The sequence below is a fragment of the Hymenobacter psychrophilus genome (assembly GCF_900107135.1).
GTDB classification, from domain to species: Bacteria; Bacteroidota; Bacteroidia; order Cytophagales; family Hymenobacteraceae; genus Hymenobacter; species Hymenobacter psychrophilus.
Genome location: NZ_FNOV01000004.1, coordinates 256,576 through 275,603, shown reverse-complemented (window position 1 = coordinate 275,603; position 19,028 = coordinate 256,576). Strand labels below are relative to the sequence as shown.

17 protein-coding genes are annotated in these 19,028 nt (G+C 61.7%); 15 read left to right on the top strand and 2 right to left on the bottom strand.

All coding sequences use genetic code 11. The features are described 5' to 3' along the window. Positions 1 to 4: 4 nt before the first annotated feature. The 7 genes from BLW21_RS07955 to BLW21_RS07925 all read left to right on the top strand — a co-directional run bounded on the left by BLW21_RS07955 (position 5) and on the right by BLW21_RS07925 (position 5,927). A complete protein-coding gene (locus tag BLW21_RS07955) occupies positions 5 to 310 on the top strand; it encodes a DUF3098 domain-containing protein (RefSeq protein WP_092738920.1) in 306 nt (101 codons plus the stop codon). A gap of 117 nt (positions 311 to 427) precedes the next feature. After that, on the top strand, positions 428 to 1,234 hold the full coding sequence (locus tag BLW21_RS07950) for an undecaprenyl-diphosphate phosphatase (protein WP_092738919.1): 807 nt from the start codon (positions 428 to 430) through the stop codon (positions 1,232 to 1,234). Then, a complete protein-coding gene (gene truB / locus BLW21_RS07945) occupies positions 1,231 to 2,100 on the top strand; it encodes a tRNA pseudouridine(55) synthase TruB (RefSeq protein WP_092738918.1) in 870 nt (289 codons plus the stop codon). The genes BLW21_RS07950 and truB overlap by 4 nt, the downstream gene beginning before the upstream one ends. Positions 2,101 to 2,190: 90 nt before the next feature. Beyond that, positions 2,191 to 3,135 carry a bifunctional riboflavin kinase/FAD synthetase gene (locus BLW21_RS07940; protein ID WP_092738917.1) on the top strand — a complete coding sequence of 315 codons (945 nt, stop codon included), beginning with the start codon at positions 2,191 to 2,193 and terminating at the stop codon, positions 3,133 to 3,135. Positions 3,136 to 3,191: 56 nt separating this feature from the next. Next, complete coding sequence (locus BLW21_RS07935) at positions 3,192 to 4,424, top strand: carboxypeptidase-like regulatory domain-containing protein (RefSeq protein ID WP_092738916.1); 1,233 nt, start codon at positions 3,192 to 3,194, stop codon at positions 4,422 to 4,424. A gap of 30 nt (positions 4,425 to 4,454) precedes the next feature. Beyond that, positions 4,455 to 5,153, top strand: coding sequence for a CoA transferase subunit A (locus BLW21_RS07930; protein ID WP_092738915.1), 699 nt, complete (start codon positions 4,455 to 4,457; stop codon positions 5,151 to 5,153). Positions 5,154 to 5,270: 117 nt separating this feature from the next. Beyond that, positions 5,271 to 5,927, top strand: a complete 657-nt coding sequence (locus BLW21_RS07925; RefSeq protein WP_092739009.1) for a 3-oxoacid CoA-transferase subunit B — start codon at positions 5,271 to 5,273, stop codon at positions 5,925 to 5,927. Positions 5,928 to 6,084: 157 nt separating this feature from the next. On the opposite strand, the gene BLW21_RS07920 is transcribed toward BLW21_RS07925, so the two are convergent. Beyond that, positions 6,085 to 6,552: a hypothetical protein gene (locus tag BLW21_RS07920; protein WP_175470901.1), complete on the bottom strand. Its 468-nt coding sequence runs from the start codon at positions 6,550 to 6,552 to the stop codon at positions 6,085 to 6,087. A gap of 325 nt (positions 6,553 to 6,877) precedes the next feature. Here BLW21_RS07920 and BLW21_RS07915 point away from each other — a divergent pair, with 325 nt between their 5' ends. Continuing rightward, the gene (locus BLW21_RS07915; protein WP_175470900.1) at positions 6,878 to 8,497 is read left to right on the top strand and encodes a bifunctional GNAT family N-acetyltransferase/carbon-nitrogen hydrolase family protein; all 1,620 of its coding nucleotides are present in this window, start codon (positions 6,878 to 6,880) and stop codon (positions 8,495 to 8,497) included. A 277-nt stretch (positions 8,498 to 8,774) separates the two neighbouring features. Beyond that, positions 8,775 to 10,799 (top strand): DUF4394 domain-containing protein, encoded by a 2,025-nt coding sequence (locus BLW21_RS07910; RefSeq protein ID WP_092738912.1) that lies wholly within the window; start codon positions 8,775 to 8,777, stop codon positions 10,797 to 10,799. A 234-nt stretch (positions 10,800 to 11,033) separates the two neighbouring features. Here the strand turns inward: BLW21_RS07910 and BLW21_RS07905 are convergent, their stop codons facing one another. Continuing rightward, complete coding sequence (locus BLW21_RS07905; protein ID WP_092738911.1) at positions 11,034 to 11,771, bottom strand: RDD family protein; 738 nt, start codon at positions 11,769 to 11,771, stop codon at positions 11,034 to 11,036. A 95-nt stretch (positions 11,772 to 11,866) separates the two neighbouring features. Here BLW21_RS07905 and BLW21_RS07900 point away from each other — a divergent pair, with 95 nt between their 5' ends. The 6 genes from BLW21_RS07900 to BLW21_RS07875 all read left to right on the top strand — a co-directional run bounded on the left by BLW21_RS07900 (position 11,867) and on the right by BLW21_RS07875 (position 18,957). Then, positions 11,867 to 12,811, top strand: coding sequence for a stage II sporulation protein M (locus BLW21_RS07900; RefSeq protein WP_092738910.1), 945 nt, complete (start codon positions 11,867 to 11,869; stop codon positions 12,809 to 12,811). 106 nt (positions 12,812 to 12,917) lie between these two features. Next, positions 12,918 to 13,943 (top strand): hypothetical protein, encoded by a 1,026-nt coding sequence (locus BLW21_RS07895; RefSeq protein ID WP_092738909.1) that lies wholly within the window; start codon positions 12,918 to 12,920, stop codon positions 13,941 to 13,943. 79 nt (positions 13,944 to 14,022) lie between these two features. Next, positions 14,023 to 14,856, top strand: coding sequence for a DUF4129 domain-containing protein (locus tag BLW21_RS07890; RefSeq protein WP_175470899.1), 834 nt, complete (start codon positions 14,023 to 14,025; stop codon positions 14,854 to 14,856). Between the two features lie 6 nt (positions 14,857 to 14,862). Next, positions 14,863 to 16,158, top strand: coding sequence for a DUF4350 domain-containing protein (locus BLW21_RS07885; RefSeq protein ID WP_139255131.1), 1,296 nt, complete (start codon positions 14,863 to 14,865; stop codon positions 16,156 to 16,158). Between the two features lie 147 nt (positions 16,159 to 16,305). Then, the gene (locus BLW21_RS07880; protein ID WP_262490435.1) at positions 16,306 to 17,415 is read left to right on the top strand and encodes an AAA family ATPase; all 1,110 of its coding nucleotides are present in this window, start codon (positions 16,306 to 16,308) and stop codon (positions 17,413 to 17,415) included. Positions 17,416 to 17,604: 189 nt separating this feature from the next. Further along, on the top strand, positions 17,605 to 18,957 hold the full coding sequence (locus BLW21_RS07875) for a DUF58 domain-containing protein (protein ID WP_092738906.1): 1,353 nt from the start codon (positions 17,605 to 17,607) through the stop codon (positions 18,955 to 18,957). The last annotated feature ends 71 nt before the right edge of the window (positions 18,958 to 19,028 follow it).

Sequence of the window (19,028 nt, the reverse complement as noted above, 5' to 3'; positions counted from 1 at the left end):
TGCCATGGAACCGACTACTCCCCGCTTCGCTTTCGGGCCGCGCAACTACCGTCTTATGTTTATCGGGCTGGCCGTGCTGGCGGCCGGCTTCATCACCATGACACTCGACTCGGCCGACTATGGCGAAGGGTTTCTGGGTATCACGCTGGGCCCGATTCTGCTGGCCGTGGGCTTTCTGATCGAGTTCTGGGCCATTATGGCCCGCCCCGGCGCTTCGGCCCCCGTGGCCCGCGACGAAGCCACGGTAACTACCGTGCCTTCCCAGCCCGTACCACCCGTCACCACTACTTCCCCTACCTACAAGCGGTAATTCAAAAGGGCCACGGCTGTCATCCTGAGCATAGCAATTGATGCGCTATGCTCGGGATGACAGCCGTTTTTATCCCCGGTCCGCCCCTCCGCTCCTACTTTTCTTCCCAGTCCTGTAATGACCTACTGGCACGCGCTGATTCTCGCCATTGTTGAAGGCCTGACCGAATTTCTACCGGTTTCCAGCACCGGGCACATGATTATTGCCTCGGCCCTGATGGGCATTCCGGCCACCCCGTTCACCAAGCTCTACTTGGTCGTTATTCAGCTCGGGGCCATCTTGTCGGTACTCGTGATTTACTGGCGGCGCTTCTTCCAGAACTTCGACTTCTACCTGAAGCTGCTGGTGGCCTTTCTGCCGGTAGTCGTGGTGGGCCTCACGCTCAAGAAGTACATCGACATTCTGCTCGAATCGGTTACTACCGTGGCCCTGATGCTGCTGCTGGGCGGCATCGTGCTCATGTTCGTCGATAAGTGGTTTCCGCAGGAAAGCATCGAGGAGGGCGGCCACCCAGCCACCACGCCCAGCTTCCGCCAGGCCCTCGTGATTGGCGTGTTCCAGTGCCTGGCCGTAGTGCCGGGCGTCAGCCGTTCGGCGGCCACCATCATTGGCGGCCTCACCCAGAAACTCACGCGCAAGGCAGCGGCCGAATTCGCCTTTTTCCTGGCCATGCCCACGATGGGCGCCGCCGCCGCCAAAGACCTGCTTGATTTCTACCAGGATGGGGGTCGCCTCACCGGCGCCGACGTCAAGCTGATTCTGTTCGGCAACGTGGTGGCCTTTGTGGTAGCCCTGCTGGCCATCCGGCTTTTCATCGGTTTCGTAACCAAGTTCGGGTTCCGCGCCTTCGGTATCTACCGCATTATTGTGGGCGGCATTTTACTGGTGATGATTGGATTGGGTGTTGATTTACAGTTGCTATGAGCGAGAAAACATTGACCGATTTTGATTTTGAAACCGGCGAGGTGCTGCTGGTCGATAAGCCGCTCACCTGGTCGTCGTTTGATGTGGTACGCAAGGTGAAGAACACGCTGCGCATCCGCAAAATTGGCCACGCCGGCACCCTCGACCCGCTGGCCACCGGCCTGCTGATTCTGTGCACCGGCAAAAAAACCAAGCAGATCGACCTGATTCAGGCCCAGCAGAAGGAGTACACCGGCACCTTCCGCCTCGGCCAGACGACGCCCAGCTTCGACCTGGAAACGCCCGTCGACCAGGAGCAACCTTACGAGCACCTCACGGAGGCCGAAATTCAAGCGGCCGTGGCGCAGTTCGTGGGCGAAATCACCCAGACGCCCCCGCTGTTTTCGGCCGTTAAAATCAATGGCGAGCGGGCCTACGAGGTGGCCCGCCGGGGCGAAGAGGCCGTTATCAAAAGCAAGCAGGTAACTATTGCCGGGTTTGAGCTGACCCGCATTGCGCTGCCCGAGGTAGATTTCCGCATCACCTGTTCCAAAGGTACCTACATCCGCAGCCTGGCCCGCGACCTGGGCGCGGCCCTGCACTGCGGCGCCCACCTAACCAAGCTCGTGCGCACCCGCATTGGCGAGTACCAGCTGGCCGATGCCCTCACCATGGCCCAGCTAGAGGCCTTGCGCCCGCCCCGCCCCGAAGGCGAGCCGGCAGCCGGCAACCGTTCTGCTCTCGGCCCGCGCCGCGAGCGGCAGCCGCGTACCGAGCGCCGCGCTGGCCTGGAGTATTTTCAGAACACCCACGCCACCGAACCAGCCGAAACCCCGGATGCTATCGGCCCGGCGGCGGCTTCTCCACCAACTGCTCCCGAAGCGTAATAACGGTACCTTTAGCTGCCCAGAAGCGAGTAGCGTAAGCCGTACAACCAGCGCTAATCAGCCATTAACCCGGCGCTAACCAGTGATTCGATGGAGGTAATTCACGACCCGGCCCAGTTCCCCTACCTCGGTAACGCCGTGGTTACCAGCGGCACGTTCGATGGCGTCCATGTGGGCCATCAGCAGATTCTGGCCCGCCTCCGCGAGGTGGCCCGGGCCAGCGGCGGGCCGGCCGTGGTCATTACCTACTGGCCGCACCCGCGCCTGGTGCTGGCCCCGCCCCCCTCCCACCCCGAGCCGCTCGACCTCTACCTGCTCAATACCCTCGACGAGCGGGCCGCCCGGCTGGCCGAGTTTGGGGTCGATTACCTGCTCATTATCCCGTTTACCCGCGAGTTTGCGGCCTGGTCGTCGGAGGAGTTTATCCAGCGCATTCTGCTCGATACGGTAGGCACCCGCAAGCTCGTTATCGGCTACGACCACCGCTTTGGGCGCAACCGCGAGGGGGGCTTCGAGTACCTGCGCGAACATTCGGGGCGCTACGGCATGAGCGTGGAGGAAATTCCGCGCGAAGACGTGGACGCGGTGGGCGTAAGCAGCACCCGCATCCGAAGGGCCCTGGAGGCTGGCGACGTGGACACGGCCAACCGCTACCTGGGCTATAACTACCCCTTTACGGGCACCGTGGTGAAAGGCCGGCAGCTGGGCCGCACCATCGGCTGGCCCACCGCCAACCTCGACTGTACCGAAGCACTGAAGCTGGTGCCCGCCCGCGGCGTGTATGCGGTGCGCGCCACCACCGCGGGCGGCCAAACCTGGCCCGCCATGCTCAATATTGGCGTGCGCCCCACCGTGGCCGGCAACTTAGCTCAGACCGTGGAGGCCCATTTGCTGGGCTTTGAAGGCGACCTGTACGACCAGCTCCTGACGGTGGAATTCGTGGCCCGGCTGCGCGACGAGCAAAAGTTTGACGGCCTGGAGGAGCTGAAGGCCCAGCTGGCGCGGGATGCCGGGGCGGCGCGGGCCGCACTCTAGGGCTTTTGTGCAGACAACCAGTGTATAGTGCAAAGAGGATACCCCACTTGCTTGCCATGCCATTCGCTCGTTTTTTACTGCTGCTGTTCTGCTGCTTCGCTGCCGGCGCCAGCGCCCAAACCACCGCCATCAGCGGCACTGTGCGCGACTCGGTGACACGTGCGCCGCTGGGTTTCGCCAGCGTGTTTCTGGCCAATACCACCTACGGCAGCACCACCGACGAGCAGGGCCGCTACGTGCTGCCCGACGTGCCGCCCGGGCGCTACGATTTTGTGGTTTCCTACGTGGGCTACCGCCTCTACCAACGGTCGGTGGAACTACGTGGTCCTGCCGCCATGCAGCTCACCCCCCTCATAGCCCCGCTCAGCAACCAACTGCGGGAGGTAATTGTGAAGGGGCGTCGCCACCGGAATATCTCCGCCGACTACTGGCGTTTCGTCGCGCTTTTTTTGGGCAATTCGTCGTTCTCGCAGCAGTGCCGGATAATCAACCCCCGCGATGTGATAGTACGCTACGATGCCCGGCGGCAACGCCTGACGGCCAGTAGTGCGCGTTTTGTGGCCATTGAAAACCGGGCGTTGGGCTACCTGGTCAGGTATCATGGCTTTCAGTTTGAAGCCGATTTAAGCCAGCAGACTGTGACGTTCCTGGGCCAGCCGGTTTTCAGTGAGCTGTCGGCCCGCCAGAATCGGCCCCTGTGGGAAAAGAACCGGAAAACCGCCTACTATGGCTCGCTGAGTCACTTTCTGCGGGCCGTGCACGACGACCAGGTGACGGCGCAGGGCTACCTGGTGCAACGCACCCGCCAGGTAGCCAACGCCCAGCGTGCCCAGGCCGATACGCTGCTGCGGCAGCAGCGGGCCGCCGCCGCAGTGGGCCCCCCATTCGTGCCCAACGACTCGTTGCTGGCGCTGCTGGCCGAACCTCGCCTGTACCGCTACGTCTATACCCAGCCGATGCCCATCGACAGCGTGCGGCGGCTCGGAGCCGATGGCACGCATTGGCTGCGCTTCACCGACCAGCTGCTGGTTACGTACGGCAACGAGCCGCCCGATCCGCAATACCGCCCGCCCGCAATTTTCATCAGCACGACCCCACCGGCTCCTACCAAGCAGATTTCTACGCTCTACCTGCTGCGGCCCGGCGGAGTACGGCTACTGGCCAACGGACAGATGGCCGAACCGCTGGCCGTGTTCACCGACGGCTACTGGGGCTTCGAGAAGATGGGTGAGTTTCTCCCACTCGACTACTCGCCCTACCCCCCGCTGCCTTCCGGCCAAAAGCCCTAACTTTCCGGGCCCACCCAACTTCTTTTTTTCATGATCAATAAAACAGTAAGCGGCCCCCAAGCGGCCCTGGAAGGCCTTACCGACGGCATGACGCTCATGCTCGGCGGTTTCGGCCTGTGCGGCATCCCGGAGAACTCCATCCAGGAAATCCTGCGCCGGGGCGTGAAAAACCTGACCTGCATCAGCAACAACGCCGGCGTCGACGACTTCGGCATCGGACTGCTGCTCCAGACCCGGCAGGTGCGCAAGATGATTTCGAGCTACGTGGGCGAAAACGCCGAGTTTGAGCGCCAGCTGCTGGCCGGCGAGCTGGAAGTGGAGCTGATTCCGCAGGGCACGCTGGCCGAGCGCTGCCGGGCCGGCGGCGCGGGCATCCCGGCCTTCTACACCCCCGCCGGCTACGGTACGGAGGTGGGCGAGGGCAAGGAAAGCCGCGAATTCAACGGCAAGATGTACCTGCTCGAACACGCCCTGCACGCCGATTTTGCCTTCGTGAAGGCGTGGCGCGGCGACACGGCCGGCAACCTCATCTTCAAAGGCACGGCCCGCAACTTTAACCCCATGATGGCTACAGCCGGCAAAATAACGGTGGCCGAGGTGGAGGAGTTGGTGCCCGCCGGCGAGTTGGACCCCAACCACATTCACACCCCCGGCATCTTCGTGCAGCGCATTTTCGAGGGGAAAGATTACGAGAAGCGCATCGAACAAAGAACAGTTCGCCAGTCGTAATTAAAGCACCACGTTACGCTGAGCTTGCCGAAGCATCTCTACCACCGAAGTATCTAGTTACTAATGCGGTAGAGATACTCCGGCAAGCTCAGCATGACAACCCTAATTCTCAAAAACATGCTCGACAAACACGGTATTGCCCGGCGCATTGCGCAGGAAGTAGAAAACAACTCGTACGTCAACCTCGGCATCGGTATTCCGACGCTGGTGGCCAATTATATTCCCGCAGGCATTAATGTGGAATTGCAGTCGGAGAACGGCCTGCTGGGCATGGGCCCCTTCCCAACCGAAGCGGAAGTGGATGCCGACCTCATCAACGCCGGCAAGCAGACGGTAACCACGCTGCCCGGCTCCAGTCTGTTCAGCTCGGCCGACTCATTTGCCATGATTCGGGGCGAGCACGTGGACCTGACCATTCTCGGGGCCATGGAAGTATCGGAAAACGGCGACATTGCCAACTGGAAGATTCCGGGCAAGATGGTGAAGGGCATGGGCGGCGCCATGGACCTGGTGGCTTCGGCCAAAAACATCATCGTGGCCATGCAGCACACCTCGCGCGACGGCGCCAGCAAGCTGCTGCCAGCCTGCACGCTACCCATCACAGGCCTTGGCTGCGTGAAGAAAATCGTGACCGAGCTGGCCGTGCTCGATGTAACACCCGATGGCTTCGTGCTTCGCGAGCGGGCCCCCGGCGTGAGCGTAGAGCAGATACAGGCCGCCACCGCCGGCAAGCTGGTTGTTCCCGAAGGCGGCGTACCGGAAATGGCTATTTGAGCTGTTAGCTGTTAGCTGTTAGCTGTTAGCTGTTAGCTGTTAGCTGAAAAACGGAAAGGGTGCGGCACTGTGATGAGTGCCGCACTTTTTTTTGCGGGACAACTGCGTTTTCTGAACGAAAGCCAACAGCTAGTAGCTCTCAGCTAACACCTGACATTCAACCCCGCAGCATTGCCTGGGCCAGAATGTGGCGGGCGGCTTCGAGAGTGAAGTGGGAAAAGCACTTCTGGAAGTGAACCAAGGCAGCGGGAGCGAGTAGAGAACCGGCTTTTACGGCGGCAGCCAGATGGCCCGCCAGCTCGTCGGGGTGGCTGGTGAGGGAGGGAAACTCGTGCTGGGTTTTGTAGCGGTGGAGCACCTGCACGCGCAGCTCGGCGGTGGCGCCGGGTACCTGGCGCGTCAGGCGCTCCATCAGCAGCTGCACCTCATCCATGAACAACACGCGGGCCAGGCCGGGCGGGCAGGGCACGGTTTGGCCGGGGGCGGCGGTGAGCAGCACGGCCGCAAGGCTTTCGGGGGCCCAACCGAGCAGCAGCGGCGGCGCACACAGCCAGGCCGTGGCCGGAAACCGCTGTGGGTCTTCGAGCACGGCGGCCAGGGTTTGCAAACGGCGTTCCGGCAGCATGGGCATACGGCAAAGGTACGGACGGGGAGGTGGAGAGGTAGTGAAACGGTGAGGTGGTGAGTTTGATGTTTTAAGGAGCTATTGGTGCAAGCATATATAGGGGCCAGCAAGCCGCGTAGCCAGGCGCCGGAACAGTGAACTCCCCATTTCTTCACCTCCCCATTTCACCATTTCGTCAACCCCGCGCCTCCCCTTTCGTACCTTTGGGTACAATCTTCTGTAATCAGCAACTGAGTATATGCCCGCGAGTTCACACGGAAAAACCGGCGGTAAGGCCGCCAAAAAGAATACGTTGCCCGGCATGCCAGCCCATCCGGAGCCCAATATGCCCACGCCCGAACCCTCCCATAAGCTGGTGCTGCGCACGCTGCGCCGCAACGACTTTAAGGAGGTAAAAACCATCATGGACAAGGTGTACTCCAACATGGAGGGCTCCTGGGCCAACGATGAGTACAACGCCCTGATCAAGAAATTCCCCGAAGGCCAGATTTGCATCGAAGACAACGGCAAAATTGTGGCTGCCGCCCTGGCTATCATCGTGGAGTACAGCAAGTTCGGCGACAAGCACACCTACGCCAAGATTACCGGCAACGGCAAGTTCGACACCCACGACGCGGATGGCGACACGCTCTACGGGGTCGATGTGTTCGTGGACCCCGAGTACCGCAGCCTGCGCCTGGGCCGCCGCCTCTACGACGCCCGCAAGGAGTTGTGCGAGAACCTCAACCTGCGGGCCATGGTGGCCGGCGGCCGCATTCCGGGCTACAGCAACCACTCGGGCGAGATGACGCCCGCTAAGTACGTGGAGATGGTGCGCAACAAGGAACTGACCGACCCCATCCTCACCTTCCAGCTGGCCAACGACTTCTACGTCCGCAAAATTATTCGCGGCTACCTGCCCTACGACTCCGAGAGCAAGGCCTACGCCACGCTGCTGGAGTGGATTAACGTGTACCACGAGGAGGAAACCGAAAAGCTGATCGGTAACCAGAAATCCAATGTGCGCATTGGCATTGTGCAGTGGCAGATGCGCGCCACCAAAGACCTGGAGGACTTCTTCCAGCAGATGGAGTTTTTCGTGGATACCGTGTCGGGCTATAAGTCGGACTGCGTGCTGTTCCCGGAGTTCTTCAACGCCCCCATGATGGCTCTCACCAACGAGGAGTCGCCCTCGGTGGCTATCCGCTCGATGGCCGCTTTTACCGAGCCCATCAAGGTGAAGATGATGGAGCTGGCCGTGAGCTACAACATCAACATCATTGCGGGTTCGATGCCGCTTTACGAGGATGGTAAGCTGCATAACGTGAGCTACCTGTGCCGCCGCGACGGCACCGTGGACGAGCAGTACAAGCTGCACGTAACGCCCGACGAGGCCAGCTACTGGGGCATGCGCGGCGGCAGCCAGCTGCGCTGCTTCGACACCGATTTCGGCAAAATCGGTATCCTTATCTGCTACGATGTGGAATTCCCGGAACTGAGCCGGATGCTGAGTGATGAAGGCATGAAAATCCTGTTCGTGCCCTTCTGGACCGACACCAAGAACGCCTATCAGCGGGTGCGGCTCTGCTCGCAGGCCCGGGCCATCGAAAACGAGTGCTACGTGGCCATTACCGGCTCGGTGGGCAACCTGCCCCGGGTCGAGAACATGGACATCCAGTACTCGCAGAGCGCCGTGTTCAGCCCCTCCGACTTCGCCTTCCCCCACGACTCCATTGTGGCCGAAGCAACGCCTAACACCGAGATGACGCTCATCGCCGACCTCAACCTGGACCTGCTGAAGGACCTGAACACCAGCGGGGCCGTGCGTAACCTGCGCGACCGGCGCAAGGATCTGTACTCGCTAAGCTGGGTGAAGACCTCGGAGCGCGACGAGAAGCTACTGAGCCAGGGCGAGGAGCGGGCCCCCAAAACATCCACGCTGCACCCACCCATCACGGTGGCATAAGCGGGGTAGGCAGCACCCGGCCCTGGCTGAGGTTACACTACGCTACTACAAGCTCCGAAGCCGCCCGTCCAGAAATGGCGGGCGGCTTTTTTGGTTCGGGCTCAACAAAATTCGGGCATTCAGACGCAACAACCGCCGCTTGCGACTACCTGCAATTAAAATCAGATTAAATAGTAGACACGTGGAACCCAAAAGTATTTAAACGTACGTACACGAAAGGACGCGGAGAATATTTCCCCATCTTAACCATCCCTCCATTTCCAAACTTTACCCTTTTATGCGCTTTTCCTCTACCCTTCGCCCGGTGGCGTTACGTCGTAGCCTGGTACTGGCTACCCTGGGCCTGCTGACCGCTGGCTCGGTTTCGGCCCAAACCGTTACCACCACCGCTTTCGGCCTCTCGCTGACGACCAGCCTGACCACCAACCTAGTTTCGTTTGACATTACGGCCCCCGGCGTTTTCCTGACCAACCTGCCGGTTACGGGCATTACAGCCGGGCAGAATCTGGTAGGCATCGATTTCCGCCCCAACACCGGCGAACTGTTCGGGCTGGGCTATAACGCCACCGGAACGCAGGCTCAGGTGTACAGCATCAGCCGCACTACCGCCGTAGCAACGGCCGCCGGCCCGGCCATCACGCTTGATCTGGGCACGGACCTCAACCGTATCGGCTTCGACTTCAACCCCACCGTCGACCGCCTCCGGGTAACGGCCGGCAACGGCGCCGACTTCCGCCTTAACCCCAACAATGGCGCCCTGGCTGCCACCGATGGCCGGCTGGCCTACAACACCGGCGACCCGAACTTCGGCCAGACGCCCGGCGTGGGCTCCTCGGCCTACACCAACAGCTACATCGGTACTACCGCCACCACGCTCTACGGGCTCGACGAAGCCAATAACCGCCTCGTGAAGCAGGACCCGCCCAATGATGGCAAACTGCTCACCGTGGGCCCGCTGGGCGTAACCACGAACGGCGCCACCACCGTTTCCGACCTCGACATCTATGTGAACCCCGTTACCGGCGTTCAGACAACCTACCTGACGGTGGCGGAAATTAACGTGGCGACCTTCTCGGCCGTTACCCGTCTCTACACGGTAAACCTGACGACCGGCGCAGCGACGCTGGTGAACAACGTGGGTACCGGCCCGCTGGTGGCCGTAACCGACATTGCGTTGCAGATTGTGCGGCCCGCCACGCTGGCGGCCGTTACCGGCAACTTGGCCTACGCGCTGGCCGGTGGCAACCTCATTTCCTTTGACACTAATCTGCCCGGCACTATCCGCACGTCGGTGGGCGTTACGGGCGTGGCCACGGGCCAGACGCTGGTAGGCATGGATGTGCGGCCACTCAACAACGCATTGTATGCCCTGGGCTACAACGCTACCACCCAAACCGGCCAGATCTACACGCTTAACGCCGCTACCGGCGTGGCTACCAACCTCAGCGGCACGACCAATCTGGACCTGCCGCTGGGCACGGGCAGCATTGCCTTTGATTTCAACCCAACCGTTGACCGGATCCGGGTAGAGGGCGTGAACCGCGCCAACTTCCGCCTCAACCCCAACGACGGGGCCGCCGCCCCCATCGTGGATGGCACCCTGACCTACGCAGCGGGCGACGCCAACGCCGCCGCCACCCCGGCCATCGGCTCGGTAGCCTACACCAACAGCTACAGCGGCCCGGGCAACCCTACTGGCTCCACTACCCGCACCACCCAGCTCTACGCCTACGATGAGGCGCTGAACATTCTGGCCAACCAGAACCCCGCCAATGCCGGCACGCTGGCTACTGTGGGCGCTTCGGGCATAACCGTAGTGGCTGGCCCGAACGTGGATATGGACATTTACAGCACCGCTGAGGGCGCCAACACGGCCTATCTGGTGGCTACTACCGGCACCTCAACCAACTCCAGCCTCTACAACCTGAGCCTCACCGGCACTGCCTCCGGCCCCCGCCAGATTGGCCTGGGCCTGACGGTGCGTGACATAGCCATTGCGGCTGGTGCGGGCGTCACTACCGGCACCCGTAATCAGGCTATCGCCACTGGCTTCAGCCTGTTCCCGAATCCGGTGGCCGACCGCGCCGAAATCAGCTTCCGCCTACCCGGCGCCGGTGCCACCGAACTGGTGCTGACCGATGCATTGGGCCGCACTGTGGAGCGCCAGAGCCTGGGCAACCGCGCTGCCGGTTTCCACACGTTTAACTGGAAGCCCGCCACTCACCGCGCTGGCATCTACATGCTGCGCCTGCTCGTTGATGGCCAGTCTGCCGGCGTGCAGCGCATCGTGGTAACCCAATAGCCTGGTGATTATGTGAGCCTTGGTTGCTTCGGTTTTGGCCGGCAATACCAGCTCACCACACAACATTTCTGCCAGCAAAAAGCCCCTGACGTGCGAATGTCAGGGGCTTTTTGCTGGCAGAAGTATTGTGTTGCAGGCTACTGGTACTGCTGCTTTGCGCGCTCCGGCTCTATTTTGCACTGCCGGAACCATACTCACCGAGCTACTACAAGGCAATTGGTTAGCCATGCAGGGCTACCCGTGCGGGCTTTCCTGGGCGGCGAAGTAGGCATGGTCGCGGAGCACGGTGCGGATGAAGGACTCGTCGGGCAGGTCGGTGGAAATGGTGGTAACGGATTTGACTTTGCCGGCCAGTTCGTTGAGCAGTGCATAGTCGCCCTGGGTACCGGCCTGGCGAAACAGCTGGCGAATGAGGGTGGCATCGTGGTCGGAGAGGTGGCGGGCCTGCTCGAAAACGGGCTGGTAGCCGGCCGGCACCTGGGTTTCGGCCGTGAGCGTGTGCACATCGGGGGCGCGCGGGCGCAGGCTCACGACGGTGGTGCCAGCGGCCATATCGCCCAGGCGCTGGCCGCGGCCGTTGAAAAGCGTAGCTACCAGTGCCACCGAGCCCGCCGTCATCCCGATTTCAAACAGCCCCAGCAGCCAACGCAACAGGTAGTCGCCGGTGCCGGGGCGGGTGCCGTCGAGGCGGGATACTTTGATTTTGCGCGCCTGCTTGCCCAGGCTCTGGCCATTGAAAAAGATTTCGCACAGCGGATGGTAGATGAGCAGCGGCGTGTACACCAGCACGTAGGCCATAATCTGCCGGCCATCTTGCGAGTCGGCCACCTGCCGAATCAGGAAGCTGACCACCGCGGCCCACAGCACCATCACCAGCACGTCGAGCACCTGGGCCAGCACCCGGTCGCCCACGCTGGCAGCCTCGTATTCGAGCACCACGTTCTGGGTAGTCTGGATGCGAATCGTACTCATAGAAAAGCCTGAAAAAAGAGCCGCAATGGCCCACTGGAATCGTGTATATTTAGCCCGGCGGACCGGGTCTGCCTTTTATTCAAGCAGTAAAAGCGATGCGCGAAACGGTTTTTCTGCGGCTCAACGAAGCCCGCTGGCAACGCTACGAAGCCAGTGCCCCCGCCGGTCCCGAGGAGCTAGCCCGGCGCTACGTAGAGTTGACCGACGATTTGGCTTATTCGCGGACCTTTTACCCCGACTCGGGTACCACGGCCTACCTGAATGCGCTGACGGGCAAGCTACACCAGTCGCTTTATAAAAACAAAAAGCAGGAGCATGGCCGCTTCGCCGATTTCTGGTTGCGCGAACTGCCATTTATCATCGTTCGGCATCACCGGATACTGCTGGCCACGCTGGCTTTCTTCCTGCTTACCTGCTTTATCGGGGCGCTTTCGGCTGCCTACGACGACTCGTTTGTGCGCCTGATACTCGGCGACGACTATGTGAACCGGACGCTGGCCAACATTGAGAAGGGCGACCCAATGGCCATCTACAAGGGCACCGACGAGAGCCTAATGTTTCTGCAAATCACGCTCAACAATGTGCGGGTGGCGCTTTATGCCTTTGCCGGGGGCATTACGGCGGGCTTATTCACGTTTTTCATGCTGTTTCGCAACGGCGTGATGCTGGGCGCATTCCAGTTCTTCTTTCACCAGAAAGGCCTGCTGCTGCCCTCAGTGCTCACTATCTGGATTCATGGCACGCTCGAAATTTCGGCCATTGTGCTGGCCGGCGGGGCCGGGGCCATCATGGCGCAAAGCCTGCTGTTCCCGGGCACTTACTCGCGCCGCGACTCACTGCGCCGCGGCGCCCGCGACGGGATGAAACTGGTGCTGGCGTTGGTGCCGGTGTTCATCGTGGCCGGCTTTCTCGAGGGCTTCGTGACGCGCCATACCCAGATGCCACTCTACGCCAGCCTGGGCATCATCGGCCTCTCGGCCACCTTTATTCTGGGCTATTTTGTGGCCTATCCCTGGTGGCTGGCGCGGCGGGCTACTTAGCTGTTAGCTGTTAGCTGTTAGCTGGAAAACGCAATTTCTTGAATTATACGCACTACCAAACAACAAAAGCTAACAGCGGGCCGCTGATAGCTAAAAGCTTAAAAATATGCGCCGTTACCTTGCCTTTAACCGGCCCACCGATTTTCTGCGCCGCCGCGACTTCAGCCAGAAAATGGAAGCCACGTTCGACTTCATTCGGGCCCACGCGACGCCGCTGGCACGGGTGCTGGTGGTGCTGGTGCTGCCGCTGGCGCTGCTCACCGGCATCGGCACCAGCCTGTTGCAGAGTCAGTTGATGCAGGCTATGCGTCTACTTAAAAAACCTACCAGTTCCAATAGCACGTTAACTAGTGCTATACTGCCAGATGTATTTACCTCTTCTACGCTCTGGCTGACGATGCTTTCGGGCATCCTGCTGTTTGCGGTGGTGCATCTGGTGGTATTCGGCTATGTCGTGCTCCAGGCCGACCGCACGACCGACGAGCCGGTGACGGCCGGTGAGGTCTGGCAGGTAGTGAAATCCCGGTTCCTGGGAATGGTGGGCTCTTTTATTGGGCTGGGGCTGCTGTTTGTGGTGGCCTCCATGGTTGTTGGGGGCGTCATCTTCGGGTTGGGGTCAACGATGAGCTCGGCTCCCTGGATGATCTTCCCACTTGTGCTGCTGCTCTACATCGGCATATTTTACTCTTTTGTGCCCTTGAGCCTCTACTTTATTGTGTGGCTGCGGGAAGGGCGGGGCTTTTTTGGCAGCCTCACCCGCAGCTTCCGGCTGGCCTGGGGCAAGTGGTGGTCCACGTTTGGGCTGCTCATGGTCATTACGTTTATTATGTACCTGATTCTCATCCTGTCGGTAACGGCCCTGACGGCTCTGGGGCTGCCCTTTGCCGGAATGATGGGCGGCGAGCTGGATACGGGTACGATGCGGGTACTGATGATTGTGTATTCCATCCTGCAGAGCCTGGTTACGCTGCTATATTACCCCTTCATCCTCATCGCCCTGAGTTTCCAGTATTTCAACCTGGTGGAGCGCCTCGACGGCACCGGCACCCGCCTGATGGTGGAGGCCATTGGTGCGCCGGTGCCCGTTGCCGCACCCCAGGGCCTCCGGCCCGATGACGAGGGCGAATACTAGCCCTATCCTGCGGCCGGCAATGCATTTATCCTCTGTCAATCAGGCAAATAACCTGGCCAACGCAGGACTTTCCTTTCCTATGCCCCAGCTTTTTTTCCTGCGCTGTTTCTATCCCGCTCTGCTCCCCGGGCTGCTGGGCCTGGTGCTGCTGGCCCCGGCAAGCGGCCGCGCTCAGGCGCCACCCCGCCCGCCAATACTGTCGCCCGGGCCCGACTCGCTGGGCTCCGCAGCCGCGCCACGCTACGTGCGCCTGCGGGCCGATACCACTCCGGCCGGGCGGCTGCGGCGGCCGGCGGCCGAACGGCTGGCCGAATTGCGCAGGCAGAGCGAGTTTCAGTACGTGGAGCCTGAACCCGCGCAAAGCAGCTCCGACAGCCTGTGGTCGCGGTTCTGGCGGGAGCTTTGGCGGCGAATTGCCGGGCTGTTTTCGGGAAAAGCATACGAAACGCGGGGCCGCTACGTGGTGTACGCGCTGTTTGCGGCGGCTTTCGGCTACCTGCTGCTACGCCTGCTTCGGCTGGATGTAACAGGGCTACTGGGCCGCCGTAGTCGGGCCCTGCCCCTCCCCTACGAAGCGCTGGCCGAGGATATCCGGGGTATCGATTTCGCCGCCGCGCTGGCACGGGCCGAGCAGGCCGGCAACTACCGCCTGGCCCTGCGCCTGGGCTACCTCCAGACATTGCGCCACCTCACCGACCGGAACCTGATTCAGTGGCAACCCGACAAAACCAACCACGACTACCTGCGCGAACTGGCCGGCACGCCCCAGGCCGCCGGATTCCGCACCCTCACCCGGCAGTTCGAGTACGTTTGGTACGGCGAGCTGCCCCTCGCGGCCGAGCAGTACCCGGCCCTGCGCGAGCAGCAGCAGGGGTTTATCCGGCAGCTGATTTCTTCCAAGCTAGTAGCCTAAGCTAACATGACTCGTTTCCGTGCTTTACTGCTGGGTTTGGTAGCGTTGTTCGTGGCGTTTGTGGCGGTGGAGTATTTCCGGCCCCAGCCAACCAACTGGAACCCCACATTCATCAACCGCGACAAAATTCCCTACGGCACCTACGCGCTCTACGACCAGCTGCCGGCCCTGTTTCCGGGTCAGCCCATCAGCACTGTGCGCCTGCCCATTGCCAACCAGCTGCTGCCCGGCCTGGGGGCCGATGTAAACCCCGACACCACCGCTGGCAGCACTGTGCCCGCCCTGCGCGCTGGCCGGGCCAGCTACCTGTTCATCAACGACGGCTTTTTCTGCTCGCCGCTCGACCAGAACGCGCTGCTGCGCTATGCCGCTCAAGGCAGCCATGTATTGATTACGGGCGAGAACATCAGCGGCGCGCTGCTGGATTCGCTGCGTTTAGAGCTGCGCCCGGTGCTGGAGCTCGATAGCCTGCTGCTTTTGCGGCGGATACGGCTTGGCCGGCTCCCGGCCGGCCGCGGTAGCCGGGCCCGCACGACCACCCTCACCTTGGTAAATCCGCCGGCCGGGGCTGCTGTAAGCTACCCATTTCCGGCCGCCGAGGTGGCGTACTTCTTCCGGGCCACGGCGGGCAGCCGGGCTACGGTGCTGGCCCACGATGCCAGCCGCCGGCCGGTGCTGGTGCGCGTGCCGGTGGGCCGGGGCGAAATACTGTTGAGCTCAACTCCTTCCGCCTTCAGCAACCTGCGCCTGTTGCGGCCGGCCACGGCGGGCTTCGCCTTCGCGGCACTATCGAGGTTGCCGGCGGGCCAGCCGGTTTTCTGGGATGAATACCAGAAGCAGGGACCATTGGGCGAGCAGTCGCTGCTGCGGGTGCTGGTGGCGCACGAGGCGCTACGCTGGGCCTTATGGACTGGCTTGGCCGGACTGGCGTTGTTCGTGCTGTTTGAGGCCCGGCGGCGGCAGCGCATCATCCCGATCATCAAGCCTCTGCCTAACACCACGCTGTTGTTCACGAGCACCGTGGCCAGCCTTTACCGGCAGGGTAGCAACCACGCGCTTATTGCGGAGAAGAAAATCGGGCTGTTTCATGATTTCCTGCGCGCCCGCTACCACGAGCCCGGACTAGATTTGGCCGATGAATCGACCCGCGAACGGCTGGCTCAAAAGGCTGGCGTACCGCGCCCGGAGCTGGATGAACTGGTGCGCCGCATGAACCGCACCCTCACCGCGCGCCAGGTTTCGGACGAGGAGCTGCTGGCGCTAAACCGGGCAATAAGCCGCTTCCGCCAGCAGGCTGCCTAGAATTGTATTATCGTATCAAATTGACTTTTTCTTATTTATGATTATTCCAATATCACGCCTCAGAGACTCATGACAAGCAATTAACACAAATATCTTGTTGATCTTATTAATACTATAAAGTCCTCACCCTGCAAATCAAGCCTCAATATGGAGAATAATCTGAACATGGATTCCCCCGAACACATAGACTCCCCGCAGCCGGATACAAACAGTCCGGTGGCGCTTGGTAGCGAGCCAACTACTGGTAGCGGCACGGCGGCTGGTACAACAGCGGGCTCCGGTGCGCCGGCCACTCTAGCTTCGCGCACCGACCTGAGTTTCCTGAGCCGCCACGCCGAAGCCATCCGGGGTGAGCTGAGCAAGGTGATTGTGGGGCAGCGCGACCTGGCCGAGCTGCTGCTCACGGCCCTGCTCGCCGACGGCCATGTGCTGCTGGAAGGCGTACCGGGCGTGGCCAAAACGCTTACCGCCAAGCTGCTCGCCCGCACCCTCAGCGTCCCGTTCAGCCGCCTGCAGTTCACGCCCGACCTGATGCCCTCCGACGTGCTGGGCACCTCGGTGTTCCGGCCCCAAAAAGGCGAGTTTGAATTCCGGCCCGGCCCCATTTTCGCTAGCGTGGTGCTGATTGACGAAATCAACCGCGCTCCGGCCAAAACCCAGTCGGCGCTGTTTGAGGTGATGGAGGAGCGGCAGATAACCCAGGATGGTGTCCGCTATCCGGTGCCCACGCCCTTCGTGGTGCTGGCCACCCAGAACCCCATCGAGCAGGAAGGCACCTACCGCCTGCCCGAGGCCCAGCTCGACCGCTTCCTGTTCAAGCTAAGCGTGGGCTACCCTACTCTGGAAGAGGAAGTGGCCATTCTGCAGGGCCACCACGCCGGTTTCGGCGGCACCCCGCTGGAGGCAGTGCAGCCCGTGGTATCGGCCGACGACCTGCGGCAGCTGCGCGCGCAGGTGAGCCGCCAGCACGTGGAGCCCAAGCTGCTGGAATACATTGCCCGCCTCGTGGGCCAGACGCGCGCCCACAAGGGCCTGTACCTGGGCGCTTCGCCCCGCGCCTCGCTGGCCCTGCTCAACGGCGCCAAAGCCCTGGCCGCCCTCCGCGGCCGCGACTTCATCACACCCGAAGACATCCAGTACCTGGCCCCGGTGGTGCTGCGCCACCGCATCCAGCTCACGCCCGAGCGCGAGATGGAAGGCGGCACCCCGGACGATGTAGTAAAGCAGATTCTGCAGCAGATGGAGGTGCCCAGATGAGGACGAAGACAATGAACGATACGCCTTTCCTCAGTTGAAGAGGGGCTGCCGTAGCTTGCTGCGGCTGGGGTAGCTGGCTCGTTGCACGTCAGTTTGAACGACTGATGATTAAGTTCGTCCAACAAGGTCAACCACCCATATCCCTTCCTTTTCAAGGAGGGAAACTAGCTTCTAGCTCTGGTTTTACTGATGCAGCTTCTGCGTAGCTTATTTCTGACTCGCCGCTTTTTCCTGGCCCTCACGGCACTGGTAATCGGGCTGACCGTGGCCTTTTTCCTGCCGGGCTGGCTGGTGCCGCTGCAGCTGGCGCTGGGTTTGCTGGCACTGCTGACGTTGCTGGATGCAGCGCTGCTTTACGGCACCGGCGGGGGCGTGTTCGGGCGCCGGGTACTGGGCGACAAGCTGGCCAACGGCTCCGACAACGACGTAGCTATCTACCTCGAAAACCAGTACCGCTTCCCGTTACGCACCGAAACCATCGACGAGGTGCCGCATCAGTTTCAGCGCCGCGACGTGCTGTTTCGGGCCGTGGTGCAGCCGGGCGAAACCAGCGTGATTCGCTACCAGCTGCGGCCCACCAAGCGGGGCGAGTACGCGTTCGGCGCCCTGAACGTGTACGCCGCCTCGCCGCTGGGGCTGGTGCGGCGGCGGTTCCGGTTCGATGAGAACCGCATGGTGCCGGTGTACCCGTCGTTTTTGCAGCTGCGGCAGTACGAGCTGCTGGCCGCCAGCAACCGCCTGACGGAGGTGGGCGTAAAGCGCATCCGGCGGGTGGGCCAGAGCCTAGAGTTCGACCAGATCCGGCCCTACGTGCCCGGCGACGACCCGCGCCGCATCAACTGGAAGGCCACCGCCCGCCGCGCTACTACCCCCGAAGCCACCGACGCGCTGGCCGTAAATCACTACCAGGACGAGCGCGCCCAGCAGGTGTACTGCCTCATTGATAAGGGCCGGGTGATGCGCATGCCGTTTGAAGGCCTGAGTCTACTCGATTACGCCATCAACGCCACGCTGGTCGTCAGCAACATTGCCCTGCGCAAGCACGACAAGGCCGGGCTCATCACCTTCTCACATCAGCCCGGCGCGCTGGTGCCCGCCGACCGCCGCAGCGGCCAGCTGCGGCAGCTGCTGGAGGTGCTGTACCGGCAGAAAACCAAGTACCTCGAAACCGATTACGAGCGGCTTTACCTCACGGTGCGCCACCAAATCCGGCAGCGCAGCCTGCTGATTCTGTTCACCAACTTCGAGACGCTTTACGGCATGCAGCGCCAGCTACCCTACCTGCGCCGGCTGGCCAAAAGCCACCTGTTGCTGGTCGTATTCTTCGAAAACACCGAACTGAGCGCCTACCTCAACTCTGCCGCCACTACCACCCAGGAGGTCTACAACCAGACGGTGGCCGAGAAATTCGCCCAGGAAAAGCGCCAGATCGTGCGCGAGTTGAACCAGTACGGCATCCACTCCCTGCTCACCGCCCCTCAGAACCTCACGGCCAACACCATCAACAAATACCTCGAATTTAAGGCCCGGGGGCTGATTTGAGTGGCCTGCTGTAGGGGCGGGGCTTGCTCCCGCCCGCCATTAAACGATTATTGTTGAACGAATCCCGGGTG